The sequence below is a fragment of the Variovorax atrisoli 110B genome, from assembly GCF_000382045.1.
GTDB classification, from domain to species: Bacteria; Pseudomonadota; Gammaproteobacteria; order Burkholderiales; family Burkholderiaceae_C; genus Variovorax; species Variovorax atrisoli.
In genome coordinates this window covers 305,512-328,976 of the sequence record NZ_KB907453.1, presented here as the reverse complement: position 1 = coordinate 328,976, position 23,465 = coordinate 305,512, and the positions used below count along the sequence as shown (strand labels likewise).

Genomic DNA, 23,465 nt, shown 5'->3' with positions numbered 1-23,465 from the left:
AGCCCGTTGATACGGCTCGCGGCGTCCGTCGTATTGCTCATGGAGATCGAAAGTGAATTCCCCCGTTCGCCGGCAGCCTGCCGGCATCCGTGGCCATCGCAGGCGCAATGAAGCGCGCCCGCCCCGGCTCCCATCCATCAGGACCGTCAAGATCGGCACAGCGCTGGCCGCCGCGCTGGTGCTCGCCGGCTGCGCGAGCCTCTCGCCCGACGGCGGCAGCGCCGACGTGCAGGCGCTTGTCGGCACCAATCCGCTCATGGCGGGCACGACCGCCCAGCGCGCGCCCGACGAGGCCTCGCTGAAGAGCGTCGATGCGCTGCTGGCCAAGCCGCTGGACGTCGAGGCCGCGGTGCGCATCGCGCTCATCAACGGTCCGCGCGTGCAGGACGCCTTCGCCACCCTGCAGCTGAGCGACGCCGACCGCGTGCAGGCCGCGAGCCTGCCGAACCCGGTGCTGTCGTTCAGCCGCCTCGCGCAGGGCCGCGAGCGCGAGTTCGAGCGGATGCTCAGCTTCAACGTGCTGGGCCTCGTCACGCTGCCATGGCAGGCCCGGTGGGCCGGCCAGCGGCACGAGGCGGCCAAGCTGCAGGCCGCGCAGAGCGTGCTGGTGCTGGCCGCCGACACGCGACGCGCCTGGGTGCGCGCGGTGGCGGCGCAGCAGAGCGTGGCCTACCTGCGCGACGCGAAGGAAGCCGCCGAAGCCGGCGCCGAGCTCGCGCACCGCATGGCCCAGGTCGGCAACTGGAGCGCGCTGCAGCGCACGCGCGAGCAGCTGCTGCTGGCCGACGCGGCCGCGCAGCTGGCGCGCGCCGAGCAGGCCGCGGTGGCTTCGCGCGAACAGCTCACGCGCCTGATGGGCCTGGGCGGCGATCGCGCCGCCCGCTACACCCTGCCCGACCGCCTGCCGCCCCTGCCGCAGGCCGCGCCCGAACTCGGCGACGTGCAGGCGCTGGCCCTGCGCGACCGGCTCGACGTGCGTTCGGCGCAGGCGCAGAACACCGCCGTGGCCGGCTCGCTGGGCCTCACCCGCGCCACCAGCGTCGTCAATGCGATGGAGCTGGGCCTGGTGCGCAACACCACCTTCGAGAACGACGCCGACCGCACGAAGAAGACCCAGCGCGGCTTCGAGCTCGACCTGCCGATTCCCATCTTCGACTGGGGCCAGTCGCGCAACGGCCGTGCCGAGGCGCTGTACCTGCAGTCGGCCGCGCGCGTGCGCGACGTGGGCGTGCTCGCCGCGAGCGAGGCGCGCGAAGCCTGGCAGGGCTGGAACACGGCCTATGCGCTGGCGCGCCGCTACCGCGACGAGGTGCTGCCGCTGCGCAGGAAGGTCAACGAGGAGATGGTCCTTCGCTACAACGGCATGCTCGCCAGCGTGTGGGAACTGCTGGCCGAGACGCGCGCCAGCATGCTCGCGGTGAACGCGGGCATCGAGGCGCAGCGCGATTTCTGGATCGCCGACACCGACCTGCAGCTGGCGCTCACGGGCAGTTCGCCCGGCGGCATGTCGGCGCTGCAGACCGCTTCGGCCGCCGAAGCGCCGACAACGGGAGGCCACTGACATGAACCGCCGCAACTTCTTCGCGGGCGCTGCCACAGCCGTCGCCGCCACGAGCGTGAGCCGCGTGTCGATGGCAGCGCTGCCCGAACCGGTGTCGCAGGGCTCCACCGCCACCGCGCCGCCGCTTTCACCGCCCAACGGCCGGCCCTACAACCCCGTCGTCACGCTCAACGGCTGGACGCTGCCCTGGCGCATGAATTCCGGAGTCAAGGAATTCCACCTCGTCGCCGAGCCGGTCGTGCGCGAGATGGCGCCGGGCTTCAAGGTCAACATGTGGGGCTACAACGGCCAGTCGCCCGGCCCGACCATCGAGGTGGTGGAAGGCGACCGCGTGCGCATCTTCGTCACCAACAGGCTGCCCGAGCACACCACCGTGCACTGGCACGGCCAACGGCTGCCCAACGGCATGGACGGCGTGGGCGGCATCACCCAGCCGCACATACCGCCGGGCAAGACCTTCGTCTACGAGTTCACCGCGCGCCGACCCGGCACCTTCATGTACCACCCGCACGCCGACGAGATGGTGCAGATGGCGATGGGGATGATGGGCTTCTGGGTCACGCACCCCAAGGCCGACCATCCGCTGATCGAGAAGGCCGACCGCGACTTCTGCTTCCTGCTCGGCAGCTTCGACGTGGAGCCCGGCAGCGCCACGCCCAAGGTCAACACCATGACCGACTTCAACATCTGGAGCTTCAACAGCCGCGTGTTCCCGGGCATCGACACGCTCAACGTGCGCCGTGGCGACCGCGTGCGCATACGCGTGGGCAACCTGACGATGACCAACCACCCGATCCACATCCACGGCCACGAGTTCGAGGTGACCGGCACCGACGGCGGCCCCGTGCCGCGCACCGCGCGCTGGCCCGAGGTGTCGGTGGACGTGGCGGTGGGCCAGATGCGGCAGATGGAGTTCATCGCCGACGAGGAAGGCGACTGGGCGCTGCACTGCCACAAGTCGCACCACACGATGGGGCCGATGGGCCATGACGTGCCGACCATGATCGGCGTCGACCACAAGGGCGTGGCCGAAAAGATCAGGAAGCTCGTGCCCGACTACATGGTGATGGGCGACAAGGGCATGGCCGACATGGGCGAGATGGAGATGCCCATTCCCGACAACACCGTGCCGATGATGACCGGCACCGGCCCCTTCGGCCCGGCCGAGATGGGCGGCATGTTCACGCTGCTGAAGGTGCGGCGCGACCAGAAACCGGGCGACTACCGCGACCCGGGCTGGTTCAGGCACCCGGCGGGCACCGTGGCGCGCGAGGTACCGAACGCGAACGTGCCGCCGGCAGCCCGCAAGGAAACGCCCGCCTCGCCGACGGGCGCCAGGCCCGACGCGACCGTGCGCAAGCCCTCGGGGCACGACGCGCACAACCACTGACCTCTTCTCCTTTCTTCACGGAGCTCACCTCATGAACAAGACACACCTCAAGTCCATCGCCGCCGGCCTCATGCTCGCGGCACTCGCCAGTGCCTCTTTCGCTCACGAGGCCCACGACAAGCCCAAGCCGAAAGGCGCAGCCGAACTCGCCCCGGAGCAGAAGCCCTGGGGCATCGCGGGCAGGGCCGCCGCGGTGAAGCGCACCATCGACATCGCGATGGCCGACGACATGACCTTCACGCCCTCGGTCATCGAGGTGCGCGAGGGCGACACCGTCCGCCTGCGGCTGAAGAACCGCGGCAAGGAGCTGCACGAACTCGTGCTCGGCACCACCGCCGAGATCGAGGCCCACGCGGCCATGATGAAGAAGTTTCCGGACATGGAGCACGACGACCCGTGGATGGTCCACGTGCCCGCTGGCAAGACCGGCAGCATGGTCTGGACCTTCAACCGCGCGGGCGACTTCGACTTCGCCTGCCTCGTGAAGGACCACTACGAACTCGGCATGGCCGGCCGCGTCCGCGTGCTGCCCGCCACCGGCGGCAAGTCCTGAAGGAGAACGTGATGCACAGAAGAAACATGCTGCTGGCACTTGCCTGCGCGGCCCTGCCCTTCGCCACGACGACGGCGCGGGCCGCCGCGCCGATGGTCGAGATCTGGAAGGACCCGAACTGCGGCTGCTGCCAGGACTGGGTGAAGCACCTCAACAGGAACGGCTTCGCCACCCGCGTGCACGACGAAGGCAATGTGGCCGCGCGCAACCGGCTGGGCATGCCCGCCAAGCTGGGCTCGTGCCACACGGGCCTGGTCGGCGGCTACGCCATCGAAGGCCACGTCCCCGTACGCGAGGTGCAGCGGCTGCTGAAGGAAAAGCCCAAGGCCGTCGGCCTCGCGGTGCCCGGCATGCCGGTCGGCTCGCCGGGCATGGACGGCCCCGCCTATGGCGACCAGCGCGATCCCTACGACGTGCTGCTGGTGCTGGCCGACGGCAGCACGCGCGTCTACCAGAGCTATCGCTGACTCACCCCTCGATGAAACAAGGAAGCAAACCGATCATGAAGAAACTGTTCACCGCCCTTTGCACCGCCCTGCTCGCCGCCGCGGCCTTCGCCCAGGCTGCCCTGCCCGCCGTCGAAGGCGAGGTACGCAAGGTCGACCTCGACGCGAAGAAGATCACGCTGAAGCACGGCGACATTCCCAACCTCGAGATGACCGGCATGACGATGGTGTTCCGCGTGAGCGACCCCGCGCTGCTGTCCAAGGTGAAGCCGGGCGACAAGGTGCAGTTCACCGCCGACAAGGTCGACGGCGCGCTCACGGTGCTGTCGATCGCGCCGGCGAACTGAGCCTAGCGGCCGAATCGCGCCGGGTCGAAAGGCTCCGGCGGAATCTCGGGCGCCGTGCGCGCCAGCAGTTGCGCCGCCAGCCGCCCGGTGCGCGCCGAGCCGCACAGGCCGACGTGCCCATGGCCGAAGGCCAGCACGATGTCGGGCGTGGCGGCGGCCGGCCCGATGCAGGGCAGGCCGTCGGGCAGGCTCGGGCGATGCCCCAGCCATTGCTTCACCGAGGCCGAGCCCGGCGCGGCTGGTGCGAGCGAGGGAAACATCGATCGCAGGTGCGCGTGCAGGATCTCGGCACGGCGCCAGTCAGGCGCGGCGTCGAGGCCGGCGATCTCGACCTGTCCGGCGGCGCGCAGGCCGCCGTCCATCCAGTGCGCGATGAGCTTGCCGTCGGCCACCATGGTCGGCGTGCGCGGGCCGGCCGTCGCGTCGTCGACGACCACGTGGTAGCCGCGCTCCGACTCCAGCGGCACCGCCGAGCCGGCCGCCGCCGCCAGCGGGCCCGAACGCGCACCGGCGCAGATGGCGGCGGCGTCGCAGGCGATTTCGCCCGCCTCGGTGAGCACGGCGCGCAGCCGGCCGCCCTCGATGCGGAAGCCGGTCGCCCGAGCCATGACGCGCTCGGCGCCCGAGCCGAGCGCGTGCCGCGCCAGCGCGGCCACGTAGCGGCCCGGATCGCGGCAGTGACCGGCCTCGGGCACGAAGATGCCGAGCGTGTAGCGAGCGTCGAGGTCGGGCTCGCGGCGGCGCAGTTCGTCCTGCGGCCATTCCTCCCATTGCACCCCGGTGCGCCGGCGCACCCGCCAGCCGAGCGCGTCGCCATCGAACTCGGCGCGCGAGCGGTAGGCATGCAGCAGCCCGCGCCGCTCGATGAGCTGGGGCACGCCGGCCTCGGCTGCCAGCCGCGCATGCAGCACAGGCGCATCGGCCAGCAGCGTTCGCAGCGCGTCGGCGGTGCGCTGCACGCGCGCCTCGGTCCAGCCCGAGGCCAGGTAGCGCAGCAGCCACGGCATGGCGCGCGGCAGGTAGCGCCAGCGCAGGGCCAGCGGGCCGAGCGGGTCGGCCAGCCAGCCCGGCACCTTGCGCCATGCGCCCGGCAGCGCGGGGGGCACCACCGAGTGCGACGAGAGCCAGCCGGCATTGCCGTAGCTGGTGGCGTGCGGGCCGCCGGGCTCGCCGGGCTCCAGCACCGTCACGCGCAGTCCCGCGCGCAGCGCCTCGATGGCGGTGGCGCTGCCGACCGCGCCCGCGCCGATCACCACCACGTGGCGCGCACCGCCCGGGGAAGAGAAACTTCTTGCAACCGTCATGGACGGCGATGGTAGAGGGTGCGGTCTCATAATCGGCCGCCATGTCAGCACCGTCTTCCTCTCTCCTCTCCCATTCCGCCGGTGCCATCACCGACGTCGCCGGCATCGAGGTCGGCCATTTCACCGAGACGCGCCGCCCCACCGGCTGCACCGTGATCATGGCGCGCGAGGGCGCCGTGGCCGGCGTGGACGTTCGCGGCGCCGCGCCCGGCACGCGCGAGACCGACCTGCTCTCCCCCGGCAACCTCGTGCAGCAGATCCACGCGGTGATGCTCGCGGGCGGCAGCGCCTGGGGCCTGGCGGCGGCCGAGGGCGCGATGCGCTGGATGGAGGAGCGCGGCATCGGCATGGACGTGCGCTTCGGCACCCTGCCCATCGTGCCGGCCGCCGTGCTGTTCGACCTGCCCATGGGCGACGCGCGCATCCGACCCGATGCGGCCGCCGGCTATGCCGCCTGCGAGGCCGCCAGCACCGCCGCGCCGGCGGAAGGCAACGTGGGCGCCGGCACCGGCGCGCTGGTGGGCAAGCTCTTCGGCGTGCATCGCGCGATGAAGGGCGGCGTCGGCACCGCATCGGTCAAGGTCGGCGGCGTTACCGTGGGCGCGCTGATCGCGGTGAATCCGCTGGGCGACGTGATCGACCCGAACACCGGCCAGCCCGTGGCCGGCGCGCGCACCGAGGACGGCACCCGCCTGCTCGACACCCGGCGCGCGCTGCTGCGCGGCGACAGCCCCAAGCCGCTGCTGGCCGGCACCAACACCACCATCGGCGTGATCGCCACCGACGCGGTGCTGACCAAGGTGCAGGCCAACCGGCTCGCCATGGTCGCGCACGATGGGCTGGCGCGTTCCATCAACCCGGTGCACACCATGAGCGACGGCGACACGCTGTTCGCGCTGGCCACCGGCCGCGTGCCGCTGGAAGGCGACGCGCCCGGCATGACGGTGCTGAGCACCATGGCCGCCGAAGTCGCCGCCATTGCCACGCTGCGCGCGGTGCTGGCCGCGCGCACGGTGACGGTGGGCGAGCTGCACATTCCCTGCGCCGCGGACCTGGGCAAGGCGCGCGGCTGACCACGGGAGGCAACACCATGGCGTTCCCAAGGACACTGAAGCTGATATTGCTGTCGATCCGCGACCTGATCGCTTCGGCGGGGCCGATCGTGTTCATCGTCATCGGGCTGCTGATCGCAGCCTACTGGTGGCTGCAGCCGCAGCCGCCCAAGCACGTGACGCTGGCCACCGGCCCCACGGGCAGCGCCTACGCACAGTTCGGCAAGCGCTATGCCGAGGCGCTCAAGCGAGAGGGCATCGAGGTGGAGCTCAAGCCCACCTCGGGCTCGACCGAGAACCTGCAGCTGCTGCGCACCGGCGGCGCCGACGTGGGCTTCGTGCGCGGCGGCAGCGCCGACCCGGTGGCCGACGAGGAAGCCGGCCTCACCTCGCTGGGAAGCCTGTTCTACGAGCCGATCTGGCTCTTCTACCGGACCGACTCCGCCCAGAAGATCGATCGCAAGACCGCCACGCTGACCTCGCTCACCCAGCTGCGCGGCCTGCGCGTGAACGTCGACCTGCCCGGCAGCGGGCTGCCCGACATCATGGAGCGCATGCTCAAGGCCAACAGGCTCGGGCCCGACGACCTGCTGCTGTCGAACCTGGAGCAGGCCTCGGCCGCCGAGGCGCTGGAGGCCGGCCTCCTCGACGCCATCGTGCTGTCTTCCGCGCCGCAGTCGCCCCAGGTGCAGCGGCTGCTGCGCTCCGATTCGATCAAGCTCATGGACTTCGGGCAGGCCGACGCCTACTCGCGGCGCTTTCCCTTCCTCTCGGCCGTGACGCTGTCGCGCGGGATGATCGACCTGTCGAAGGACGCGCCGCCGCACGACGTGTCGCTGCTCGCGGCCACCACCTCGCTGCTGTCGCGCGACGAGACCCACCCGGCGCTGCGCCAGCTCTTCGCGCAGGCCGCGCAGACGGTGCACAGCGGCGCCGGCTGGTTCAACCGCGCGCGCGACTTCCCCAACACCCGCACCAGCGAACTGCCAGTGAGCCCCGAAGGCGACCGCGCCATCAACGGCACGCCGCCGGCATGGCAGCGCTACCTGCCCTTCTGGGCCAGCAACCTCGTCGAACGCATGTGGCTGGTGCTCGGCGGCCTGCTGGTGCTGATGCTGCCGCTGAGCCGCGTGGTGCCGCCGCTTTACCAGTTCCGCGTGCGCCGGCGCGTGTTCCGCTGGTATGCGCGGCTGCGCGACATCGAGGCGAAGGTCGACACGCGTGCGCTGGCGAAGGAGGACGAGCGCAAGTCGCTGCTCGAGGAGCTCGACCAGCTCGACCGCGTGGTCAACAAGGTGGCGGTGCCGCTGTCGTATGCCGACGAGCTCTACGCGCTGCGCAACAACATCTATGCGGTGCGCAAGCGGGTGCTGGCCAAGGCGCCGCAGGCGGACGTGGCCGACCCGGCCACGGCAGCGGCGAACGATGCCGTCTGACGACGCCCGCAAAACCCGGCCCGCGACCTCGCGCACGCTGATCGACTTCGCACAGCCGTACGGCGAGGCGGGCCGGCTGCGCCTGTGCTTCGGTGCGCCGTCGCGCGTGCTGGCGGCGCGCACCGCGGCCGAGGTGCGGCCCGTGCTCGACGCCGTCGAGGCACTGGCGCGCGAGGGGCACTGGTGCGTGGGCTATCTGCGCTACGAGGCGGCGGCGGCCTTCGACCGCGCATTCGCCGTGCACGCGGCGGACGGGCCGCTGGCATGGTTCGGAGTGCACGACGAAGCCCTGCCGTGGCTCGACGCCACGGACGACGCTGCCCTTGCACCGATCGGCTGGGAACTCGATCTCGCGCGCGCCGACTTCGATGTCCGCATGCAGGCCATCCATCGCGCGATCGCGGACGGAAAGCTCTACCAGCTCAACTACACCGCCGCACTGCACGCCCGCTTCCACGGCGACGCGCAAGCCCTGTTCATGGCGCTGCGGCAGGCCCAGCCCGACGGCTACACCGCCTTCATCGACACCGGCGAGGAACAGGTGCTGTCGGTGTCGCCCGAGCTCTTCTTCGACTGGCAGGACGACCGCATCCTTACGCGGCCCATGAAGGGCACCGCCCCGCGCGGCGCCACCCAGGCGGAGGACGAGGCGCTCGAGCAGCGGCTGCGCACGGTGCCGAAGGAGCGGGCCGAGAACGTGATGATCGTGGACCTGATCCGCAACGACCTCTCGCGCATTGCACAACCCTTCTCGGTGCAGGTGCCGCGCCTCTTCCACACCGAGGCGCTGCCGACGGTGTGGCAGATGACCTCGGACGTCGAAGCCCGGGTGCGCGAAGGCACCACGCTGGCGGACGTGTTCGCGGCGCTGTTCCCGTGCGGCTCGATCACCGGTGCGCCCAAGGTGAGCGCGATGCGCATGATCCGCGACCTGGAGCCCGGGCCGCGGGGCGTCTACTGCGGCGCGGTGGGCGTCGTGCGGCCCGGCGGGCACGCGACCTTCAACGTGCCGATACGCACCGTGACACTGCGCGACGGCAAGGCCCGTTGCGGCATCGGCAGCGGCATCACCGCCGATGCGCTGGCCGACGCCGAGTGGGAGGAATGGCGACACAAGCGCGCCTTCCTGGACCGGGCAGGCAGGGCCGCGACGCCATCGTTCGACCTGCTCGAGACCCTCGCGCTGGCGGACGGCGAGCTGCGCGACGCGCCGGCACATCTGGCGCGCATGGCAGCCGCCGCAGCGCACTTCGGGCGCCCGTGGAACCATGCGTCGGTCGCCTCCTGCCTCGACGACCTGAAGGCCCGGCACAGCGCCGGCACGTGGCGCGTGCGCCTGCTGCTCGATGCGCAGGGCATGCCGCGCGCCGAAGCCTTCGCAATGGAGGCGCCGCCCGCGCGCGTGCGCCTGCAGCTCGCCACGCGCCCGTTCGACGAGGCCCATGGCGAATTCACCCGCTTCAAGACCACCCGCCGCGCCCACTACGAAGCCTTTGCGCCCACGCAGCCCGGCGTGTTCGACACGCTGCTGTGGAACCGCGATGGCGAAATCACCGAATGCACGCGCGGCAACATCGCCCTGCTGCTCGATGGCCGCTGGGTCACGCCGCCCTTGCACTGCGGATTGCTGAACGGCATCGGCCGGGCCAACCGCGTGCGCGACGGCCAGCTTGCCGAAGCGGTCGTGCGGGTGGAGGATCTGCCCCGCGTGCAGGCCCTGGCCTTCATGAACAGCCTGCGCGGCTGGCTGGACGCCGACCTGGACGGCGTTCAAAAATAGTTCGACAAGGCGCTTGACTTAGAGCGCGCTCTAATTTCGAGAATCGATGCCATGGAAACCAGCCTGACCATCGCGGAAGTCGCAGAACGAACCGGCCTCACGGCCCACACGCTGCGGTACTACGAACGCATCGGACTGATCGCCGCGGTGTCCCGTGCGCCGGGCGGCCAGCGGCGCTATGCGAGCGCCGACATGGACCTGCTGGATTTCCTGTTGCGCCTGCGCGAGACCGGCATGTCCATCCAGGGCATGCAGGCCTTCGTCAGGCTTCGAAGCCAGGGGGACGCCAGCGTCGGCGAACGGCGCGAGATGCTCGAGCGGCATCTCGCCGAGGTTCAGGCCAAGGTGGCGGCGCTGCAGCAATCCATGCAGGCGCTGTCGCTCAAGATCGACCACTACCGCAAGGTCGAGAAGACGAACGAGCGTCCTCCTCTGTCGGGCAAGGCCCGGAAAGGAAAGACGAGCGATGACGAACACACAACAACAACAACGGCAAGACCAGGTTCAGGGCGACAGCCAGCGCTACGCGCGTGGCCTGGCCAAGCTTCATGAGATCGACGGCGAAGGCGGCGTCAAGGTGGTCGAGAGCCTGGCCGGCATCGCGCCGGACTTCGGCCGACTGGTGATCGAGTTCCCATTCGGCGACATCTACTCGCGCCCCGGCCTCGACCTGCGCTCCCGCGAGATCGCGACGGTGGCCGCGCTCGCCGCCATGGGCAATGCCACGCCGCAGCTGAAGGTGCACATCCAGGCCGCGCTGAACGTGGGCGTGACGCGCGACGAGGTGGTCGAGGTCATGATGCAGATGGCGGTCTACGCGGGCTTCCCGGCCGCGCTCAACGGCCTCTTCGCGGCGCGCGACGTGTTCGCGGCGGACGATGAAAAAAGCGCGCGGCCCCTTGCGGAACCGCACGCTCTTGCCGAGATGACCTGAGGCCCCTTCCAGGAACACCGAGGAACCGGCTTTGCCGGGCCTCCGGTGTTGCCCCGGCAGGGGGTTGGCGCAGCGACACGAAGTGTCGCGCAGCCTGGGGGCGAGCCCTACTTCAACGCCTTGTAGCGCATGCGCTTGGGCTTGGCACCTTCCTCGCCCAGGCGCTTCTTCTTGTCGGCCTCGTACTCCTGGTAGTTGCCGTCGAAGAAGGTCCACTGGCTGTCGCCTTCGGCCGCGAGGATGTGCGTGGCGATGCGGTCGAGGAACCAGCGGTCATGGCTGATCACCATGACCGTGCCGGCGAACTCGAGCAGCGCGTCTTCCAGCGCGCGCAGGGTTTCCACGTCGAGGTCGTTCGACGGTTCGTCCAGCAGCAGCACGTTGCCGCCGGCGATCAGCGTCTTGGCCAGGTGCAGGCGGCCGCGTTCACCGCCCGACAGCGTGCCGACCTTCTTCTGCTGGTCGGCTCCGTTGAAGTTGAAGCGGCCCGCGTAGGCGCGGCTGGCCATCTGGAACTTGCCGACGTTGATGATGTCCAGGCCGCCCGAGATGTCTTCCCAGACGGTCTTCTGGTCGGCCAGCGCGTCGCGCGCCTGGTCGACGAAGGCCATCTTCACGGTCTGGCCGATGACGACCTCGCCCGAATCCGGCTTCTCCTTGCCCGCGAGCAGCTTGAACAGCGTCGACTTGCCGGCGCCGTTCGGGCCGATGATGCCGACGATGGCGCCGGCGGGCACGTTGAAGCTCAGGTTGTCGATCAGCAGGCGGTCGCCGAAGGACTTGCTGACGTTCTTGAACTCGAACACCTGGCTGCCCAGGCGCTCGGCCACAGGAATGAAGATTTCCTGCGTTTCGTTGCGCTTCTGGTATTCGACGTCGCTCAGCTCCTCGAAGCGGGCCAGGCGCGACTTGCTCTTGGCCTGGCGCGCCTTCGGGTTCTGGCGCGACCACTCGAGTTCCTTCTTCAGGGCCTTGGCGTGGGCTTCCTCGCTCTTCTGCTCCTGCGCCAGGCGCTCGCCCTTCTGCTCGAGCCAGGTGCTGTAGTTGCCCTTCCATGGAATGCCGCGGCCGCGGTCCAGTTCGAGAATCCACTCGGCGGCGTTGTCGAGGAAGTAGCGATCGTGGGTGATGGCCACCACGGTGCCCGGGAAGCGCTGCAGGAACACTTCGAGCCACTCGACCGATTCGGCGTCCAGGTGGTTGGTCGGTTCGTCGAGCAGCAGCATGTCGGGCTTGCTCAGCAGCAGGCGGCACAGGGCCACGCGGCGCTTCTCGCCGCCCGAGAGCACGCCGATCTTGGCGTCCCAGGCCGGCAGGCGCAGGGCGTCGGCGGCGATCTCGAGCTGGTGCTCCGAATCGGTGCCGGCGGTGGCGATGATGGCTTCGAGCTCGGCCTGCTCGGCTGCGAGCGCGTCGAAGTCGGCGTCTTCGGCGGCATACAGCTCGTAGACCTCTTCGAGGCGCTTCTTGGCCGCATTGACGGCGCCCATCGATTCCTCGACGGATTCGCGCACCGTGTGCTCGGGGTTGAGCTTGGGCTCCTGCTCCAGGTAGCCGATGGTCAGGCCGGGCATGGGCAGCGCCTCGCCCTCGATTTCCTTGTCGACGCCCGCCATGATCTTGAGCAGCGTGGACTTGCCCGAGCCGTTCAGGCCGAGCACGCCGATCTTGGCGCCGGGGAAGAAGGACAGCGAAATGTCTTTCAAGATCTGCCGCTTGGGCGGCACGGTCTTGCTGACACGGTTCATCGAATAGACGTATTGAGCCATGTGTGGTTGGTTACCTTGGGTAGCGGGATTCGAGGGAACGCGCGGCCGCCGGAATGGAGGCATTCGGGCGCGGCAAACCACCGATTATCGACTCATGCGACAATAGGCTCCGTTGCCGGGTCCAGTTGCCCGCGACACCGGCTCTCTGCCGGGGACGAAGAAAGGCCCATTTCACCCTTTTGCGAGGGCGGACTTTCCGGCTCCCACCCCTGACCCTCATCTGCCTTGACTGGCTCGGCGTCAACAAGACGCCAAGCGGGCCGATGCCACTGCGCCGTGTATGGCGCTTATTGTTTTCAATGACTTTTGACGAACTGAAGCTGGCTCCCGCCATCTTGAAGGCTGTGCACGAGCACGGTTACGACACCCCCACCCCCATCCAGGCGCAAGCCATCCCTGCGGTGCTCGAGGGCCATGACCTGCTCGGCGGCGCCCAGACCGGCACCGGCAAGACCGCCGCCTTCACGCTGCCGATGCTGCACAAGCTCACCATGAGCCGCAGCGCCACCAACAAGTTTGGCGGCACCGGCATCCGTGCCCTCGTGCTGACCCCCACGCGCGAACTCGCCGCGCAGGTCGAAGAGTCGGTGCGCACCTACGGCAAGTACCTGCAGCTCGACTCGACCGTGATCTTCGGCGGCGTCGGCATGAACCCGCAGATCAGCAAGCTCAAGAAGGGCGTCGACATCCTCGTGGCCACCCCCGGCCGCCTGCTCGACCTGCAGCAGCAGGGCATGCTCGACCTCGGCCAGGTCCAGATGCTGATCCTCGACGAAGCCGACCGCATGCTCGACATGGGCTTCATCCACGACGTGAAGAAGGTCCTGGCGCTGGTGCCCAAGGAAAAGCAGAGCCTGCTGTTCTCGGCCACCTTCAGCGACGAGATCCGCGACCTGGCCGCCACCCTGCTGCGCAACCCGCAGAGCATCCAGGTCACGCCGCGCAACACCACGGTGCAGCGCATCACCCAGGTGATCCACCCCGTGGGCCGCGGCAAGAAGAAGGCGCTGCTCGCGCACATCATCAACGAGAACAAGTGGAGCCAGGTGCTGGTCTTCACGCGCACCAAGTTCGGCGCCAACAGCGTGGCCGAATTCCTCACCAAGAACGGCATCGAGGCGATGGCGCTGCACGGCAACAAGAGCCAGAGCGCCCGCACCCAGGCGCTGGCCGGCTTCAAGAGCGGCGAACTGCGCGCGCTGGTGGCCACCGACATCGCCGCCCGCGGCATCGACATCGACGAGCTGCCGCACGTCGTGAACTACGAGATCCCCAACGTCAGCGAAGACTACGTGCACCGCATCGGCCGCACGGGCCGCGCCGGCTCCAGCGGCGAGGCCGTGAGCTTCGTGTGCCTGGACGAGGAAGGCTTCATGCAGGAGATCGAGCGCTTCACCAAGCAGACGATCCCCGTGCAGGTCATCGAGGGCTTCGGCCCCGAGGAAGGCGAGCGCGCCGAGCCCATCGCCATGGGCCGCCAGACCATCTGGGGCGGCGCCGGCCGTCCGCCGAGCCGCGAAGTCATGCAGGCGGCCGCCAAGGCCGCGCGCACCGAGATGCTCCAGCGCATCCGCGAGAACAAGGCTAGCCAGGGCGGCAGCAACGGCAATGGCGGCGGCCAGCGTCGTGGCGGCGGCCAGGGTGGCGGCAACGGCCAGGGCCGCAATGCCAATGGCGGCAGCCAGGGCCAAGGACAAGGCCAGGGCCCGCGCGGCCAGGGCGCACGCCCGCAGCAGCAGCCCCGCAGCCCGCAGGGACCGGCACGCGCCCCGCAGCATCACCATCACGCGCCGCACGAGGAGCGCCAGCCGCGCCACCACGGCAACAGCCACAGCCCCACGCAGGCCAACCAGGTTGCGCACCTGCGCGCCGAAGCGATCAGCGGCGGCGCCGGCCAGCCCGATCCGCTGCGCACCAGCGTCGACCACATGGGCGGCCGCGGACGCGGCGGCCGTTCGGGTGGCGGCGGCTACGGCGGCGGCAACCGTTCGGGCGGCGGTGGCCGTTCGGGCGGCGGCGGTGGCTACGGCGGCGGCAATCGCTCCGGTGGCGGCGGCGGCCGTTCGTTCGGCCGCTGAGAAGGCGCCGCGAGCAGCACGCCTGCTTGAAAATTGAAAAGGGCACCTCGGTGCCCTTTCTTTTTTGCCCTCGGGCAGCAACCGCCCTCAGAGGGGTGGTGCCGTCTGCGCCCGGATGTTCCTGGCGATGCGGGTTGCAAGCGCGACTACCGCCGCGTCATAGCTCGCGGCAACCGCTTGCGGCTGGGCGACCAGCTCACCGAAGCTGCCCCATCGGTGGCCGTGGTCGGCCGGCACATTGACCGTTTTGTCTCCACTCGCATCGGCCCCGTAGTACAGGGTTTCGGAATAGACGGTGTCCCCGTCCTTCGAATCCATCAGGTAGGTGCTCACGTTGACCCGCGGGACATAGTCGGTGGAGAAGCGCGCCGAATACATGCCGACCTCGTTGAAGTACACGTGCAACACCGGCTCGGTGGTTGGCAGCCGGCTGTAGTCGATGTTGTCCGGCGACGCCGCCGGACGCGACACGCCTTCGAGCGCTTCTGCCTGGTAGCCCTGCGCATTCAGTTGCTGCACCAACGCAGCCGTCAGTTTGGGGCCCATCCCGCGGCGCACTGCCTCCATGCGCTCGTTGAAATCCGCGCCCTTGATCCGGTCGGCCAGCGACTGCCGCAGCACGCCCAGGGGGATGCCCTTGTTCTCGGTGTGCATCTTCTCGATGGGGGCGACGGGGATCACCATGACGCGAGTGATCTTGGGCAACGGCGGCGGCGTCCTGGGACCGGAGCCGCATGCGGCGAGGGCAGGCAGGGCTGCGCAAGTCATCACCTGCCCCAGGTTGCACAGAAAACCGCGCCGATGTGTGATAGACACGCCGCTCATTGCTCGACCGCCGTGATCTTCTTGACGCCTTCGGAAGGCGGCTTTGCCCCGGCCTCCCCGAGCTGCACCGCGTAGCCATAGTCGGTCAGGTAGGCATAGGTGCTGGTCCGGCCGAGCGAGTCGGGCTCCATATGGCACTGCAGGCGCTTGGCCTCGCCGCTCAGATCGGCATGAAGTTCGGCAGCCGCGCTGACCGACGATCTTGCAGACGGTCGTGTAGTCGTAGGTCGTTCCACCCATCATGCTGAACAGGCTCAGCTTCTTCGTGGCGTAACGCAACTCGGAGCCGACGGTCATGCGTTGCCAGTCCCCTGTCAGCGAGAGATCGGTCACGACCTGGCTGATCGTGGCGGGGCCGGGAAGAAAGTTGACGAAGGCACTCAAATCAGCCAAACCTGCGAACGAGGCGAATTGACCCCGTGGCCGTCGGCCTCCCTGGTGCGGGTCCGGAAAAGGGAAGCTGTGGCGTCCGGCTCGATCTGGACCTCGCTGCGGGTTGGAGTCGTCTTCCCGTCCCTGGTCCATGTGCCTTCGAGCACGACGCGCTTCAGTCGCTTGGGCGCCGGGGGAAGGCCCGATCGCGAAACGGCGGCCGTCACCTCCGGGCTGAGTGCCGTCAGGCCTCGGGGATCGGGCATCGACTTGGCGCGAGGAGCGAAAACGGGTAGCGCCTGCGCCGCCGAAGCGCCGCCGCAGGCCGCCTTGAATAGCGCCTGGTAGTCCGAATTCGTATCGGTGCCGATAGCGTTCGACTTCGCCTTGGCGCCATCGATCCGCCCGTCCGTGACACGACCGCGCTCGTCGATGTCGAAGCCGCTCACCTGGGCATAGGACTTCGTTTGGCATTCGAGCCTGAAGCGCTCGCGCTTCTGGCCGAAGGGGGCCCGGTAAGGCAGGTCGAAGTCCATTCGCGGATAGTCGAACGCGCCCCAGAAGAACAATGCGCCGTCCGATGTGTCGACGCTTGCGATGTCGATGAGCGTGAATGTCCCGTCCGGGCTGCGTTGCACTTCGCGCCAGTCGGGCCGCGCCGCTCGGCACGCACGCTCGACCTCGGGCAACGCTTTCAGGGCCTGCGCCTGGCGCTCCACCAATTCCTTGCGCACGCCAAAGCGCGGCCCGGTCACCGGATAGCTTCGGCCGGTGCGCAAGTCGGTGTAGAGCAACCACGCCTGCTCGGCATCGCAAGAGACAGTGAAGTTGCGGGTCTCGGGCCCGTCTTCCAGCGCAAAGGAAACGTGATCGTCGATGCGCAGCAAGCTGTGTTCGACAAGTTTGCCGCCGAAGGACATCGATGGATTGCCCCTGGAAGCGCAGCCCGCAGCGAGCAACGCAGCCACGGCGCACGCGGTGATATGGATCAACTTCATACATTCCGCCCCGGGGCGGCTCCCTCGTTTCATTGTTGTTTGTGCCGCCGGCCTCGGCCTCGAATGACATGGCGGATGCACCTTGGCCGGGAATCGTAACCCGGGACACAATCGTCACCCCATGCAATACATCCCGCCCAACTACGCCACCCTCTTCGTAGCCACCTGCAACCTCCTCAACCTCGCGGCGCCCAACCGCATGTACTACGAGAACCAGGACGCCTACACCGAGCGCGAGTACGAGCGGAAGATCGAGTGGACCGGGGAGCGCTTCCATGCGCTCAATGCCGACGTGCTGGCAGTGCAGGAGGTGTGGGACGAATCGGCACTCAAGGCCTGCATCGCGCGCAGCGGGCTGCGCTACGACTTCGTCTCGGTGCCCGGCGCAGAGAACTCGCCGCCGCCCGGAAGCCCCGCGGGCACGCCCGCGAGGCCGGGCGCACAGGGTACGCCGCGGGTCGGCATCGCGACGCGGCTGAAGGTGGATGCGATCCGCTCCTTCGTCGACTTTCCGCCGGGCTTCGGTGTCGATGTGCCAGGGCTCGGTCCGCACACGCGCTTCGAGCGGCCTCCCCTGCTCGCCACGGTGCGCATGAAGCATGGCCAGCAGGTGCACGTGCTCACGGTGCACCTGAAGTCCAAGCGCCCCAAGTTCCTGCAGGATGCGCAAGGCAATGCTCTCGAGGACCGCGACGACCGCAAGGTGGGCGTGATGGCCTCGCTGCGTTCGCTGCTGATGCGCGGCGCCGAGGCGGCGGCCCTGCGCTGCATCGTGATCGACCTGCTGCAGGGCACGAACGTGCCGCTCGTGGTGATGGGCGACTTCAACGACAACCCGCACAGCGTCACCACGCAGCTCGTGGCGGCCACCTCGGAGGTGGTCTACGACAAGGCCGCGCGCGACGTGGCGCTCTTCAACACCTACGAGATGCAGGGCGAGGCGGCGCTGAAGAAGGACGTGGCCTACTCGCACATCCACCAGGGCTACCCGGAGGTGCTCGACCAGATCCTCGTGAGCGAGGAGTTCGTCGCCACCAGCCGGCACAGCCTGGGCGACGTGCGGCGCGTCGACTACTTCAACGACCACCTGCACGAAGGGCGCGACCGCTCGCGCTCGGACCACGGCTTCGTGCGCGCCCTGCTTCGGCTGCGCACGGCCTGATCTTCCTTCGCGGCAAGCCGCTTCTTCAGCCCATGCGGCGGCCGGTCTGCCGGTCGAACAGGTGGACGTTCTCCGATTCGATGGCCAACCGCACGATGTCGTCGGGCCCGGCATCGACACGGCCGTGCACCGCGAGCACCAGCTTCGCCTCGCCGACCTGCACCAGCAGTTCGGTCTCGGCCCCGGTGGGCTCCACCACGACGACCCTGGCTTCCACGCCGTGCGAGCCGCCGCCCAGCGTCATGTCGCCGGGGCGGACGCCGTAGTGCACCGGCTGGCCGTCGGGAACCGCCGTGGCGGCCGGCACCGGCCAGCGCGCACCCTGCGCCTCGACCCAGCATTCGCCGCCCGAGCGCCGCACCGTGCCCTCGATGACGTTCATCGACGGCGAGCCGATGAACTGCGCGACGAACAGGTTGTCGGGCCGGTCGTAGAGCTCCAGCGGCGTGCCGATCTGCTCGACGATGCCGTCGTGCATCACGACGATGCGGTCGGCCATGGTCATGGCCTCGATCTGGTCGTGCGTCACGTAGACGGTGGTGGTCTTCAGCCGCTGGTGCAGCGCCTTGATCTCGGCGCGCATCGCCACACGCAGCTTGGCATCGAGGTTCGACAGCGGCTCGTCGAAGAGGAACACCTTCGGATCGCGCACGATGGCGCGGCCCATGGCCACGCGCTGGCGCTGGCCGCCGGAGAGTTCGCGCGGATAGCGGCCGAGCAGCGCGTCGAGGTTGAGGATCTTCGCGGCCTTGGCCACGCGCTCGTCGGTCACCGACTTCTCGGCATTGCGCAGGCGCAGGCTGAAGCCCATGTTCTCGCCCACCGTCATGTGCGGATAGAGCGCATAGCTCTGGAACACCATGGCGATGTCGCGGTCCTTCGACTCGAGGTCGTTGACCACGCGCCCGTCGATCACGATCTCGCCGCCGCTGATGTCCTCCAGGCCCGCGAGCATGCGCAGCAGCGTGGACTTGCCGCAGCCCGACGGGCCGACCAGCACCACGAACTCACCGTCGGTGATGTCGAAGCCCAGCCCCTTGATGATCTGGACCTTGCCGAAGGATTTCTGGATATTGCGAAAGGATACGGATGCCATGGGATCTCTCTCTTCAGTGTGTCTTTGCACCTGGGGTGCTTCGCGGAACACCGCGGAGCCGGCATTGCCGGGCCGCAGGTACCGCCCCCCGAAAGGGCGTTGGCGAAGCGACACGAAGTGCGCGAAGCCTGGGGTCAGCTCTTTACCGCTCCGGCGGTGATGCCGCCGACCATGTAGCGTTTGAAGGCGTAGTAGATGGCCGCGGGCGGCAGCGCATAGATCAGGCCCGTGGCCATCAGCAGCTCCCACGGCGAATCGTCGGCCGACAGGAAGTTGCCCAGCGCCACCGCCAGCGTCACGCTCTTGTCGTTCGACAGCAGCAGGAAGGCATAGAGGTACTCGTTCCAGGCCAGCAGCAGCGAATACGTGCCCACGGCCACCAGCGACGGCACCATCAGCGGCAGGTACACGAGGCGGAACAGCTGCAGCGGCGAGGCGCCGTCCATGCGCGCGGCTTCGTCGAGCTCGTAGGGCAGCTTGTCGGAGGCCTGCTTCAGCACCCAGATGCAGTACGGCGAGGCGATGGTCACCATCGCCAGGATCAGCGCCCACTGGCTGTTGAGCAGGCCGTAGTTGCCCATGGTCTTGTACATGGGCACCGCGAGGAAGGCCGCCGGGATGAAGTAGGTGAACAGCGCCATGTTCATCACCGTGCGCCCGCCGCGCACGCGCAGGCGGCTGATGGCGAAGGCGGCGGTGGTCGCCACGAACAGCGTGAGCACGCCCACCGACAGCGCGATCAGCAGCGAGTTCCACAGCTGCAGCCAGAAGTGGTCGAGGTAGAAGTGCTTCTGGTGGAACACGATGCGGAAGTTGTCCAGCGTCGGGTTCTTGGGCCACAGGTGGCCCGAGGTCGCGGAGTCCTTCGACGAGATCGCGAACAGCACCATGTGGTAGACCGGGATCAGCGTCCACAGCAGCACGGGGATGCCGATGAGCAGCAACCGGGCCTCGGTGAGCACGGCTTTCGGGGTCCAGCGCTTCATATCGCCCTCCGACGAGCCGCCTCCAGGAGGGCGGGAGCCCCCTCGGGGGGCAGTGAACACACGAAGTGATGAACGTGGGGGCTCATTTCGACAGCCTCTTCATCATGAAGTACACGAGTGGCAGGACCAAAGGCATCGCCACCACGATGGAAGCCATCGACAGGTCGACCTGGTCGAGGCGCAGGTAGCGGATGCCCAGCGTGGCGAGCACGTGCGTCAAGTCGGCAGGCCCGCCGCCGGTCAGCAGGTAGACGCTGTTGAAGTCGCCCAGCGTCCAGATCATCGAGAGGATGAGCGAGGTGATGTAGAGCGTCTTCAGCGCGGGCCAGCTCACGAAGCGGAACTTCTGCCACGAGGAGGCGCCGTCGACCGAGGCCGCCTCGTACTGCTCGGTGGGAATGGCCAGGCGGCCCGCCACGAGGATGAGCGTCCAGAACGGCAGCGACTTCCAGATGTGCACGATCATCGCGAAGGCCAGTGCCAGCGAAGGGTCGTTGAGCCAGTTGGGGCCGTCGGCGCCGGTCAGGCGGAAGATGGTGCTGTTGATCACGCCCCATTCGGGGTTCAGCATGAAGCGGATCGACAGGATCGTGGGAATAGAAGGCATCGCCCACGGGAGGATGAAGATCGCCGAGACGATCTTGATCCACCAGCGCGAGGTCACGAAGAAGCCCGAGAGCACGAGTGCCACGAGCATCTTGAGGTTGATCGCCACGACCAGGAAGACGGCCGTGTTGATCACGGAGCGGAAGAAGATCGGGTCTTCGACCAGCTTCACGTAGCTTTGCGGCTGGCGGGCCAGCCAGAGGCCGTAGCCCACCGGGTACAGCACGAACACCACGAACACCAGCAGGTAGGGCACGACCATGACCGCGCCCCAGAACTGCCAGCGCGCATGCCGCGCTCCGGGATTGACGACAGGCGCCGGTGTGCTCGGCGCGGCGGCGGTGGTGGTGGCAGTTGCGCTGCTCATGGCGTGCTGCTGGTGGTGAAAGTGCCGGCGGGTGCCTCTGCGCGGCTTACTGCCCCGCCACCGTCTTGATGCGGGCGATCATCTCGTCCACGGCCTTGTCCACGGGCACCTTGTCGGTGACGATGCGGTTCATGGCCTTGGCCCAGACGTTCTCGTTGTTGAGCACGGTGAACTTGTAGTTCTTCGTGAATTCGAAGGTCACGGTGCCGGCGGCGTACTGGTTGTAGACCGACAGGCGGTGCGGATCGGCCTTCCAGAAGTCACGCTGCTGCGCGGCCTTGGTCACGGGGAACCAGCGGCCCAGCGAACCCTCGACGTAGGGCGTGAGGTTCTCTTCCTGCATCAGGAACGACACGAACTCCTTGGCGCGGGCCTTGTTCTTCGCGTCCTTGAAGATCACGCCGGTCTTCACCGCCGTGCGGTAGACCATCTTGCTGCCGTCGGGCTTGTTGGGGAAGCCGGCCGTGCGGATGCGCTCGGTGTAGTTCTTGCGCGCTTCCTCGCGCTGCTCGGGCGTGAGCGAGGCGTTGTTCGAGTCGTCGAGCCACTTGGCGGCGATGGAGATCGTCGCGTTGTGCGTCATCACGGTCGTCTTGTTGTGGAAGGCGACGTTGTTGTCCGGGTCCTTCCAGCTGGTGGAGGAAGGCGGCGTGCAGCCCTTGGTGTAGGGCATGGTGTAGTCGGTCATCGCGCCGATCAGGCCGGTGCGCACCTTCGGGTCGTCGACCAGCAGCTTGCCGTTGTCGTCCACCAGCTTGACGTTGTAGGCGTCCATGAAGGTGAGGAACGAATAGAACGCGTCGCTCGAATCCACGCCCATCGGCATGCCGATGCCGAAGTTGCGCTTGCCGCTCTTCTGCCGGCTGGCGGGCTGCACCTTCTCGCACCAGAACGCCCAGTAGTCCTTCCAGCCGGTGGGAACGTCGGACTCCTTGAAGCCGGCTTCGGCGAGCATGTCGAGCCAGTACTCGATGTGCATCGTCTGCTGCTTGATCGGGAAGGCGTAGTACGCCTTGCCCTTGGTCTGGTCGTTGTAGAGGTAGGTGGTCTCCAGCGTGTTGGGCGCGAAGCGGTCCTTCATCGGCGTGAGCACGCTGCTGATGTCCTCGAGCTTGCCGTCGTAGGCCCACTTGCCGGTGACCTGGAAGTCGTACACGTCGGCGTACGCCACGTCGGGCGGGCTGCCCGAGTCGAGCGCGGACACGGTCTTGGGGATCATGTCCTGGATCGGGTACTGCGAGAGTTCGATCTTGACGTTCTTGTTCTTCTCCTCGAACTTCTTGATGGCGGCGTACAGCGCGTCGTCCTCCGCCTTGTAGAAGCCCTTGACCCACCAGACGGTGAGTTTTTCCTGCGCGGCGACGTGGCCTGCCGACAGCAGGCCCATCGCGACCAGCGTCGGCGCGATCAGCGACTTGACGAGTTTCATGGACGTTGTCTCCTTCTCTTCTGGGTGGAATTGGCTCGTCGTGCGAGCGTGGGGTGAAAGAACCGGACGTGAAACGCGAAGGCCGCCGGTGCGGCTAGCTGGCCCTGAGCCTGGGCGGCGGCCTGCTCAGGCGCGGCAGGCGGCGGCGCGAGCCCAGCACGTCCTCGATGTCCTGGCGTGCGCCGTCGATGAGCCGGATGATCGCGCGCTCGGATCTGTCCGGGTCGTGCGCGATCACGGCGTCGAGCACCTCGCGGTGCAGCGGCAGCGAGAGCGCGGGGCCATCGGGCTTGGTGGTCGATATCTCGAAGCTGGTGCGCAGCAGCGCGTTGAGCACCTTGCTCATCTGCGCGAGCATGCGGTTGCGCGCCGCGGCCAGCAGGCCGTTGTGGAAACGCAGGTCGAAGGTGACGTAGTCGCCGCCGTTCTCGACGGCCTCCTTCATGCCCGCGAAGGCGCGCTCGATCTCGCCGATGTCCTCTTCGGTGGCGCGCTCCGCGGCGAGGCGCACGGCCGCGGGCTCCACCACGCGGCGCAGGTCCTGCAGGTCGCGAAGGAATTCAGGCGTGAGGCCGGCGCGCGCCTGCCAGGTGATGACGTCGGGGTCGAACCAGTTCCACTTGTCCTTGGGCAGCACGCGCGTGCCGACCTTGGGGCCCGTCACTATCAGGCCCTTGGCGACCAGCGACTTGATGGCCTCGCGCACCACGGTACGGCTCACGCCGAGTTCCTCGCCGAGCACGGGCTCGGAAGGGATCGACGCGCCGATCGCATAGCGGCCCGACACCACGGCTTCACCGAGGAGTTCGAGCGTGCGACCGTGGATGTTCTTGATCATGCGTGATGTGAAAACGGGTATCGCGTCGCTCGAAAACACTAAGGGTCCGGCGCGTTGTGCGGGCTTATCATATGATGATTGAAACGCCCCACCGGCAGGACAAACCCTGACGATCGGGCCCAGGTTTCGACAACAA

22 protein-coding genes are annotated in these 23,465 nt (G+C 68.3%); 12 read left to right on the top strand and 10 right to left on the bottom strand.

What is annotated here, in order from left to right:
- The first annotated feature begins 52 nt into the window (after positions 1 to 52).
- The 5 genes from G369_RS0115430 to G369_RS0115410 are packed head-to-tail and all read left to right on the top strand — an operon-like array spanning position 53 to position 4,297.
- Positions 53 to 1,561 carry a TolC family protein gene (locus G369_RS0115430; RefSeq protein WP_019654909.1) on the top strand — a complete coding sequence of 503 codons (1,509 nt, stop codon included), beginning with the start codon at positions 53 to 55 and terminating at the stop codon, positions 1,559 to 1,561.
- A 1-nt stretch (position 1,562) separates the two neighbouring features.
- The gene (locus tag G369_RS0115425) at positions 1,563 to 2,951 is read left to right on the top strand and encodes a multicopper oxidase family protein (RefSeq protein ID WP_019654908.1); all 1,389 of its coding nucleotides are present in this window, start codon (positions 1,563 to 1,565) and stop codon (positions 2,949 to 2,951) included.
- 31 nt (positions 2,952 to 2,982) lie between these two features.
- Entirely contained in the window at positions 2,983 to 3,504 is a 522-nt protein-coding gene (locus G369_RS0115420) for a cupredoxin domain-containing protein (protein ID WP_019654907.1), read from the top strand.
- 11 nt (positions 3,505 to 3,515) lie between these two features.
- Positions 3,516 to 3,971, top strand: a complete 456-nt coding sequence (locus G369_RS0115415) for a DUF411 domain-containing protein (protein WP_026346401.1) — start codon at positions 3,516 to 3,518, stop codon at positions 3,969 to 3,971.
- Between the two features lie 35 nt (positions 3,972 to 4,006).
- The gene (locus tag G369_RS0115410) at positions 4,007 to 4,297 is read left to right on the top strand and encodes a copper-binding protein (protein WP_020723084.1); all 291 of its coding nucleotides are present in this window, start codon (positions 4,007 to 4,009) and stop codon (positions 4,295 to 4,297) included.
- 2 nt (positions 4,298 to 4,299) lie between these two features.
- Here the strand turns inward: G369_RS0115410 and G369_RS0115405 are convergent, their stop codons facing one another.
- Positions 4,300 to 5,601: an NAD(P)/FAD-dependent oxidoreductase gene (locus tag G369_RS0115405; protein ID WP_019654904.1), complete on the bottom strand. Its 1,302-nt coding sequence runs from the start codon at positions 5,599 to 5,601 to the stop codon at positions 4,300 to 4,302.
- Between the two features lie 41 nt (positions 5,602 to 5,642).
- Between G369_RS0115405 and G369_RS0115400 the strand changes: the two genes are divergently transcribed.
- Genes G369_RS0115400 through G369_RS0115380 form a run of 5 tightly spaced genes read left to right on the top strand, consistent with a single transcriptional unit; the run spans position 5,643 to position 10,803 of the window.
- The gene (locus tag G369_RS0115400; RefSeq protein ID WP_019654903.1) at positions 5,643 to 6,674 is read left to right on the top strand and encodes a P1 family peptidase; all 1,032 of its coding nucleotides are present in this window, start codon (positions 5,643 to 5,645) and stop codon (positions 6,672 to 6,674) included.
- A 17-nt stretch (positions 6,675 to 6,691) separates the two neighbouring features.
- The gene (locus G369_RS0115395; RefSeq protein ID WP_019654902.1) at positions 6,692 to 8,089 is read left to right on the top strand and encodes a TAXI family TRAP transporter solute-binding subunit; all 1,398 of its coding nucleotides are present in this window, start codon (positions 6,692 to 6,694) and stop codon (positions 8,087 to 8,089) included.
- On the top strand, positions 8,079 to 9,869 hold the full coding sequence (gene pabB, locus G369_RS0115390) for an aminodeoxychorismate synthase component I (RefSeq protein WP_019654901.1): 1,791 nt from the start codon (positions 8,079 to 8,081) through the stop codon (positions 9,867 to 9,869). Before G369_RS0115395 ends, pabB begins: the two co-directional genes overlap by 11 nt.
- Before the next feature lie 51 nt (positions 9,870 to 9,920).
- The gene (locus G369_RS35820) at positions 9,921 to 10,421 is read left to right on the top strand and encodes a MerR family transcriptional regulator (RefSeq protein ID WP_019654900.1); all 501 of its coding nucleotides are present in this window, start codon (positions 9,921 to 9,923) and stop codon (positions 10,419 to 10,421) included.
- Entirely contained in the window at positions 10,336 to 10,803 is a 468-nt protein-coding gene (locus G369_RS0115380) for a carboxymuconolactone decarboxylase family protein (RefSeq protein WP_019654899.1), read from the top strand. Before G369_RS35820 ends, G369_RS0115380 begins: the two co-directional genes overlap by 86 nt.
- A gap of 107 nt (positions 10,804 to 10,910) precedes the next feature.
- Here G369_RS0115380 and ettA read toward each other — a convergent pair whose 3' ends face one another.
- Positions 10,911 to 12,572 carry an energy-dependent translational throttle protein EttA gene (gene ettA, locus G369_RS0115375; RefSeq protein ID WP_019654898.1) on the bottom strand — a complete coding sequence of 554 codons (1,662 nt, stop codon included), beginning with the start codon at positions 12,570 to 12,572 and terminating at the stop codon, positions 10,911 to 10,913.
- A gap of 299 nt (positions 12,573 to 12,871) precedes the next feature.
- On the opposite strand from ettA, the gene G369_RS0115370 reads away from it, so the two are divergent.
- Positions 12,872 to 14,650: a DEAD/DEAH box helicase gene (locus G369_RS0115370; RefSeq protein ID WP_019654897.1), complete on the top strand. Its 1,779-nt coding sequence runs from the start codon at positions 12,872 to 12,874 to the stop codon at positions 14,648 to 14,650.
- Positions 14,651 to 14,737: 87 nt separating this feature from the next.
- Here G369_RS0115370 and G369_RS0115365 read toward each other — a convergent pair whose 3' ends face one another.
- From G369_RS0115365 to G369_RS0115355, 3 genes are all read right to left on the bottom strand, one after another.
- Positions 14,738 to 15,334, bottom strand: coding sequence for a hypothetical protein (locus G369_RS0115365; protein ID WP_019654896.1), 597 nt, complete (start codon positions 15,332 to 15,334; stop codon positions 14,738 to 14,740).
- Between the two features lie 137 nt (positions 15,335 to 15,471).
- Positions 15,472 to 15,606: a hypothetical protein gene (locus G369_RS39715; RefSeq protein ID WP_019654895.1), complete on the bottom strand. Its 135-nt coding sequence runs from the start codon at positions 15,604 to 15,606 to the stop codon at positions 15,472 to 15,474.
- A 249-nt stretch (positions 15,607 to 15,855) separates the two neighbouring features.
- Complete coding sequence (locus tag G369_RS0115355) at positions 15,856 to 16,845, bottom strand: hypothetical protein (protein WP_020723082.1); 990 nt, start codon at positions 16,843 to 16,845, stop codon at positions 15,856 to 15,858.
- Between the two features lie 121 nt (positions 16,846 to 16,966).
- Between G369_RS0115355 and G369_RS0115350 the strand changes: the two genes are divergently transcribed.
- A complete protein-coding gene (locus G369_RS0115350; RefSeq protein WP_019654893.1) occupies positions 16,967 to 18,007 on the top strand; it encodes an endonuclease/exonuclease/phosphatase family protein in 1,041 nt (346 codons plus the stop codon).
- Between the two features lie 25 nt (positions 18,008 to 18,032).
- Here the strand turns inward: G369_RS0115350 and G369_RS0115345 are convergent, their stop codons facing one another.
- The 5 genes from G369_RS0115345 to G369_RS0115325 form a co-directional block, all read right to left on the bottom strand.
- Complete coding sequence (locus G369_RS0115345) at positions 18,033 to 19,103, bottom strand: ABC transporter ATP-binding protein (protein WP_019654892.1); 1,071 nt, start codon at positions 19,101 to 19,103, stop codon at positions 18,033 to 18,035.
- A 134-nt stretch (positions 19,104 to 19,237) separates the two neighbouring features.
- Complete coding sequence (locus G369_RS0115340) at positions 19,238 to 20,089, bottom strand: carbohydrate ABC transporter permease (RefSeq protein ID WP_019654891.1); 852 nt, start codon at positions 20,087 to 20,089, stop codon at positions 19,238 to 19,240.
- A gap of 82 nt (positions 20,090 to 20,171) precedes the next feature.
- Positions 20,172 to 21,062 carry a carbohydrate ABC transporter permease gene (locus G369_RS0115335; protein WP_019654890.1) on the bottom strand — a complete coding sequence of 297 codons (891 nt, stop codon included), beginning with the start codon at positions 21,060 to 21,062 and terminating at the stop codon, positions 20,172 to 20,174.
- A gap of 46 nt (positions 21,063 to 21,108) precedes the next feature.
- A complete protein-coding gene (locus tag G369_RS0115330; protein ID WP_019654889.1) occupies positions 21,109 to 22,491 on the bottom strand; it encodes an ABC transporter substrate-binding protein in 1,383 nt (460 codons plus the stop codon).
- A gap of 94 nt (positions 22,492 to 22,585) precedes the next feature.
- Positions 22,586 to 23,329, bottom strand: a complete 744-nt coding sequence (locus tag G369_RS0115325) for a FadR/GntR family transcriptional regulator (protein WP_019654888.1) — start codon at positions 23,327 to 23,329, stop codon at positions 22,586 to 22,588.
- Between the last annotated feature and the right edge of the window lie 136 nt (positions 23,330 to 23,465).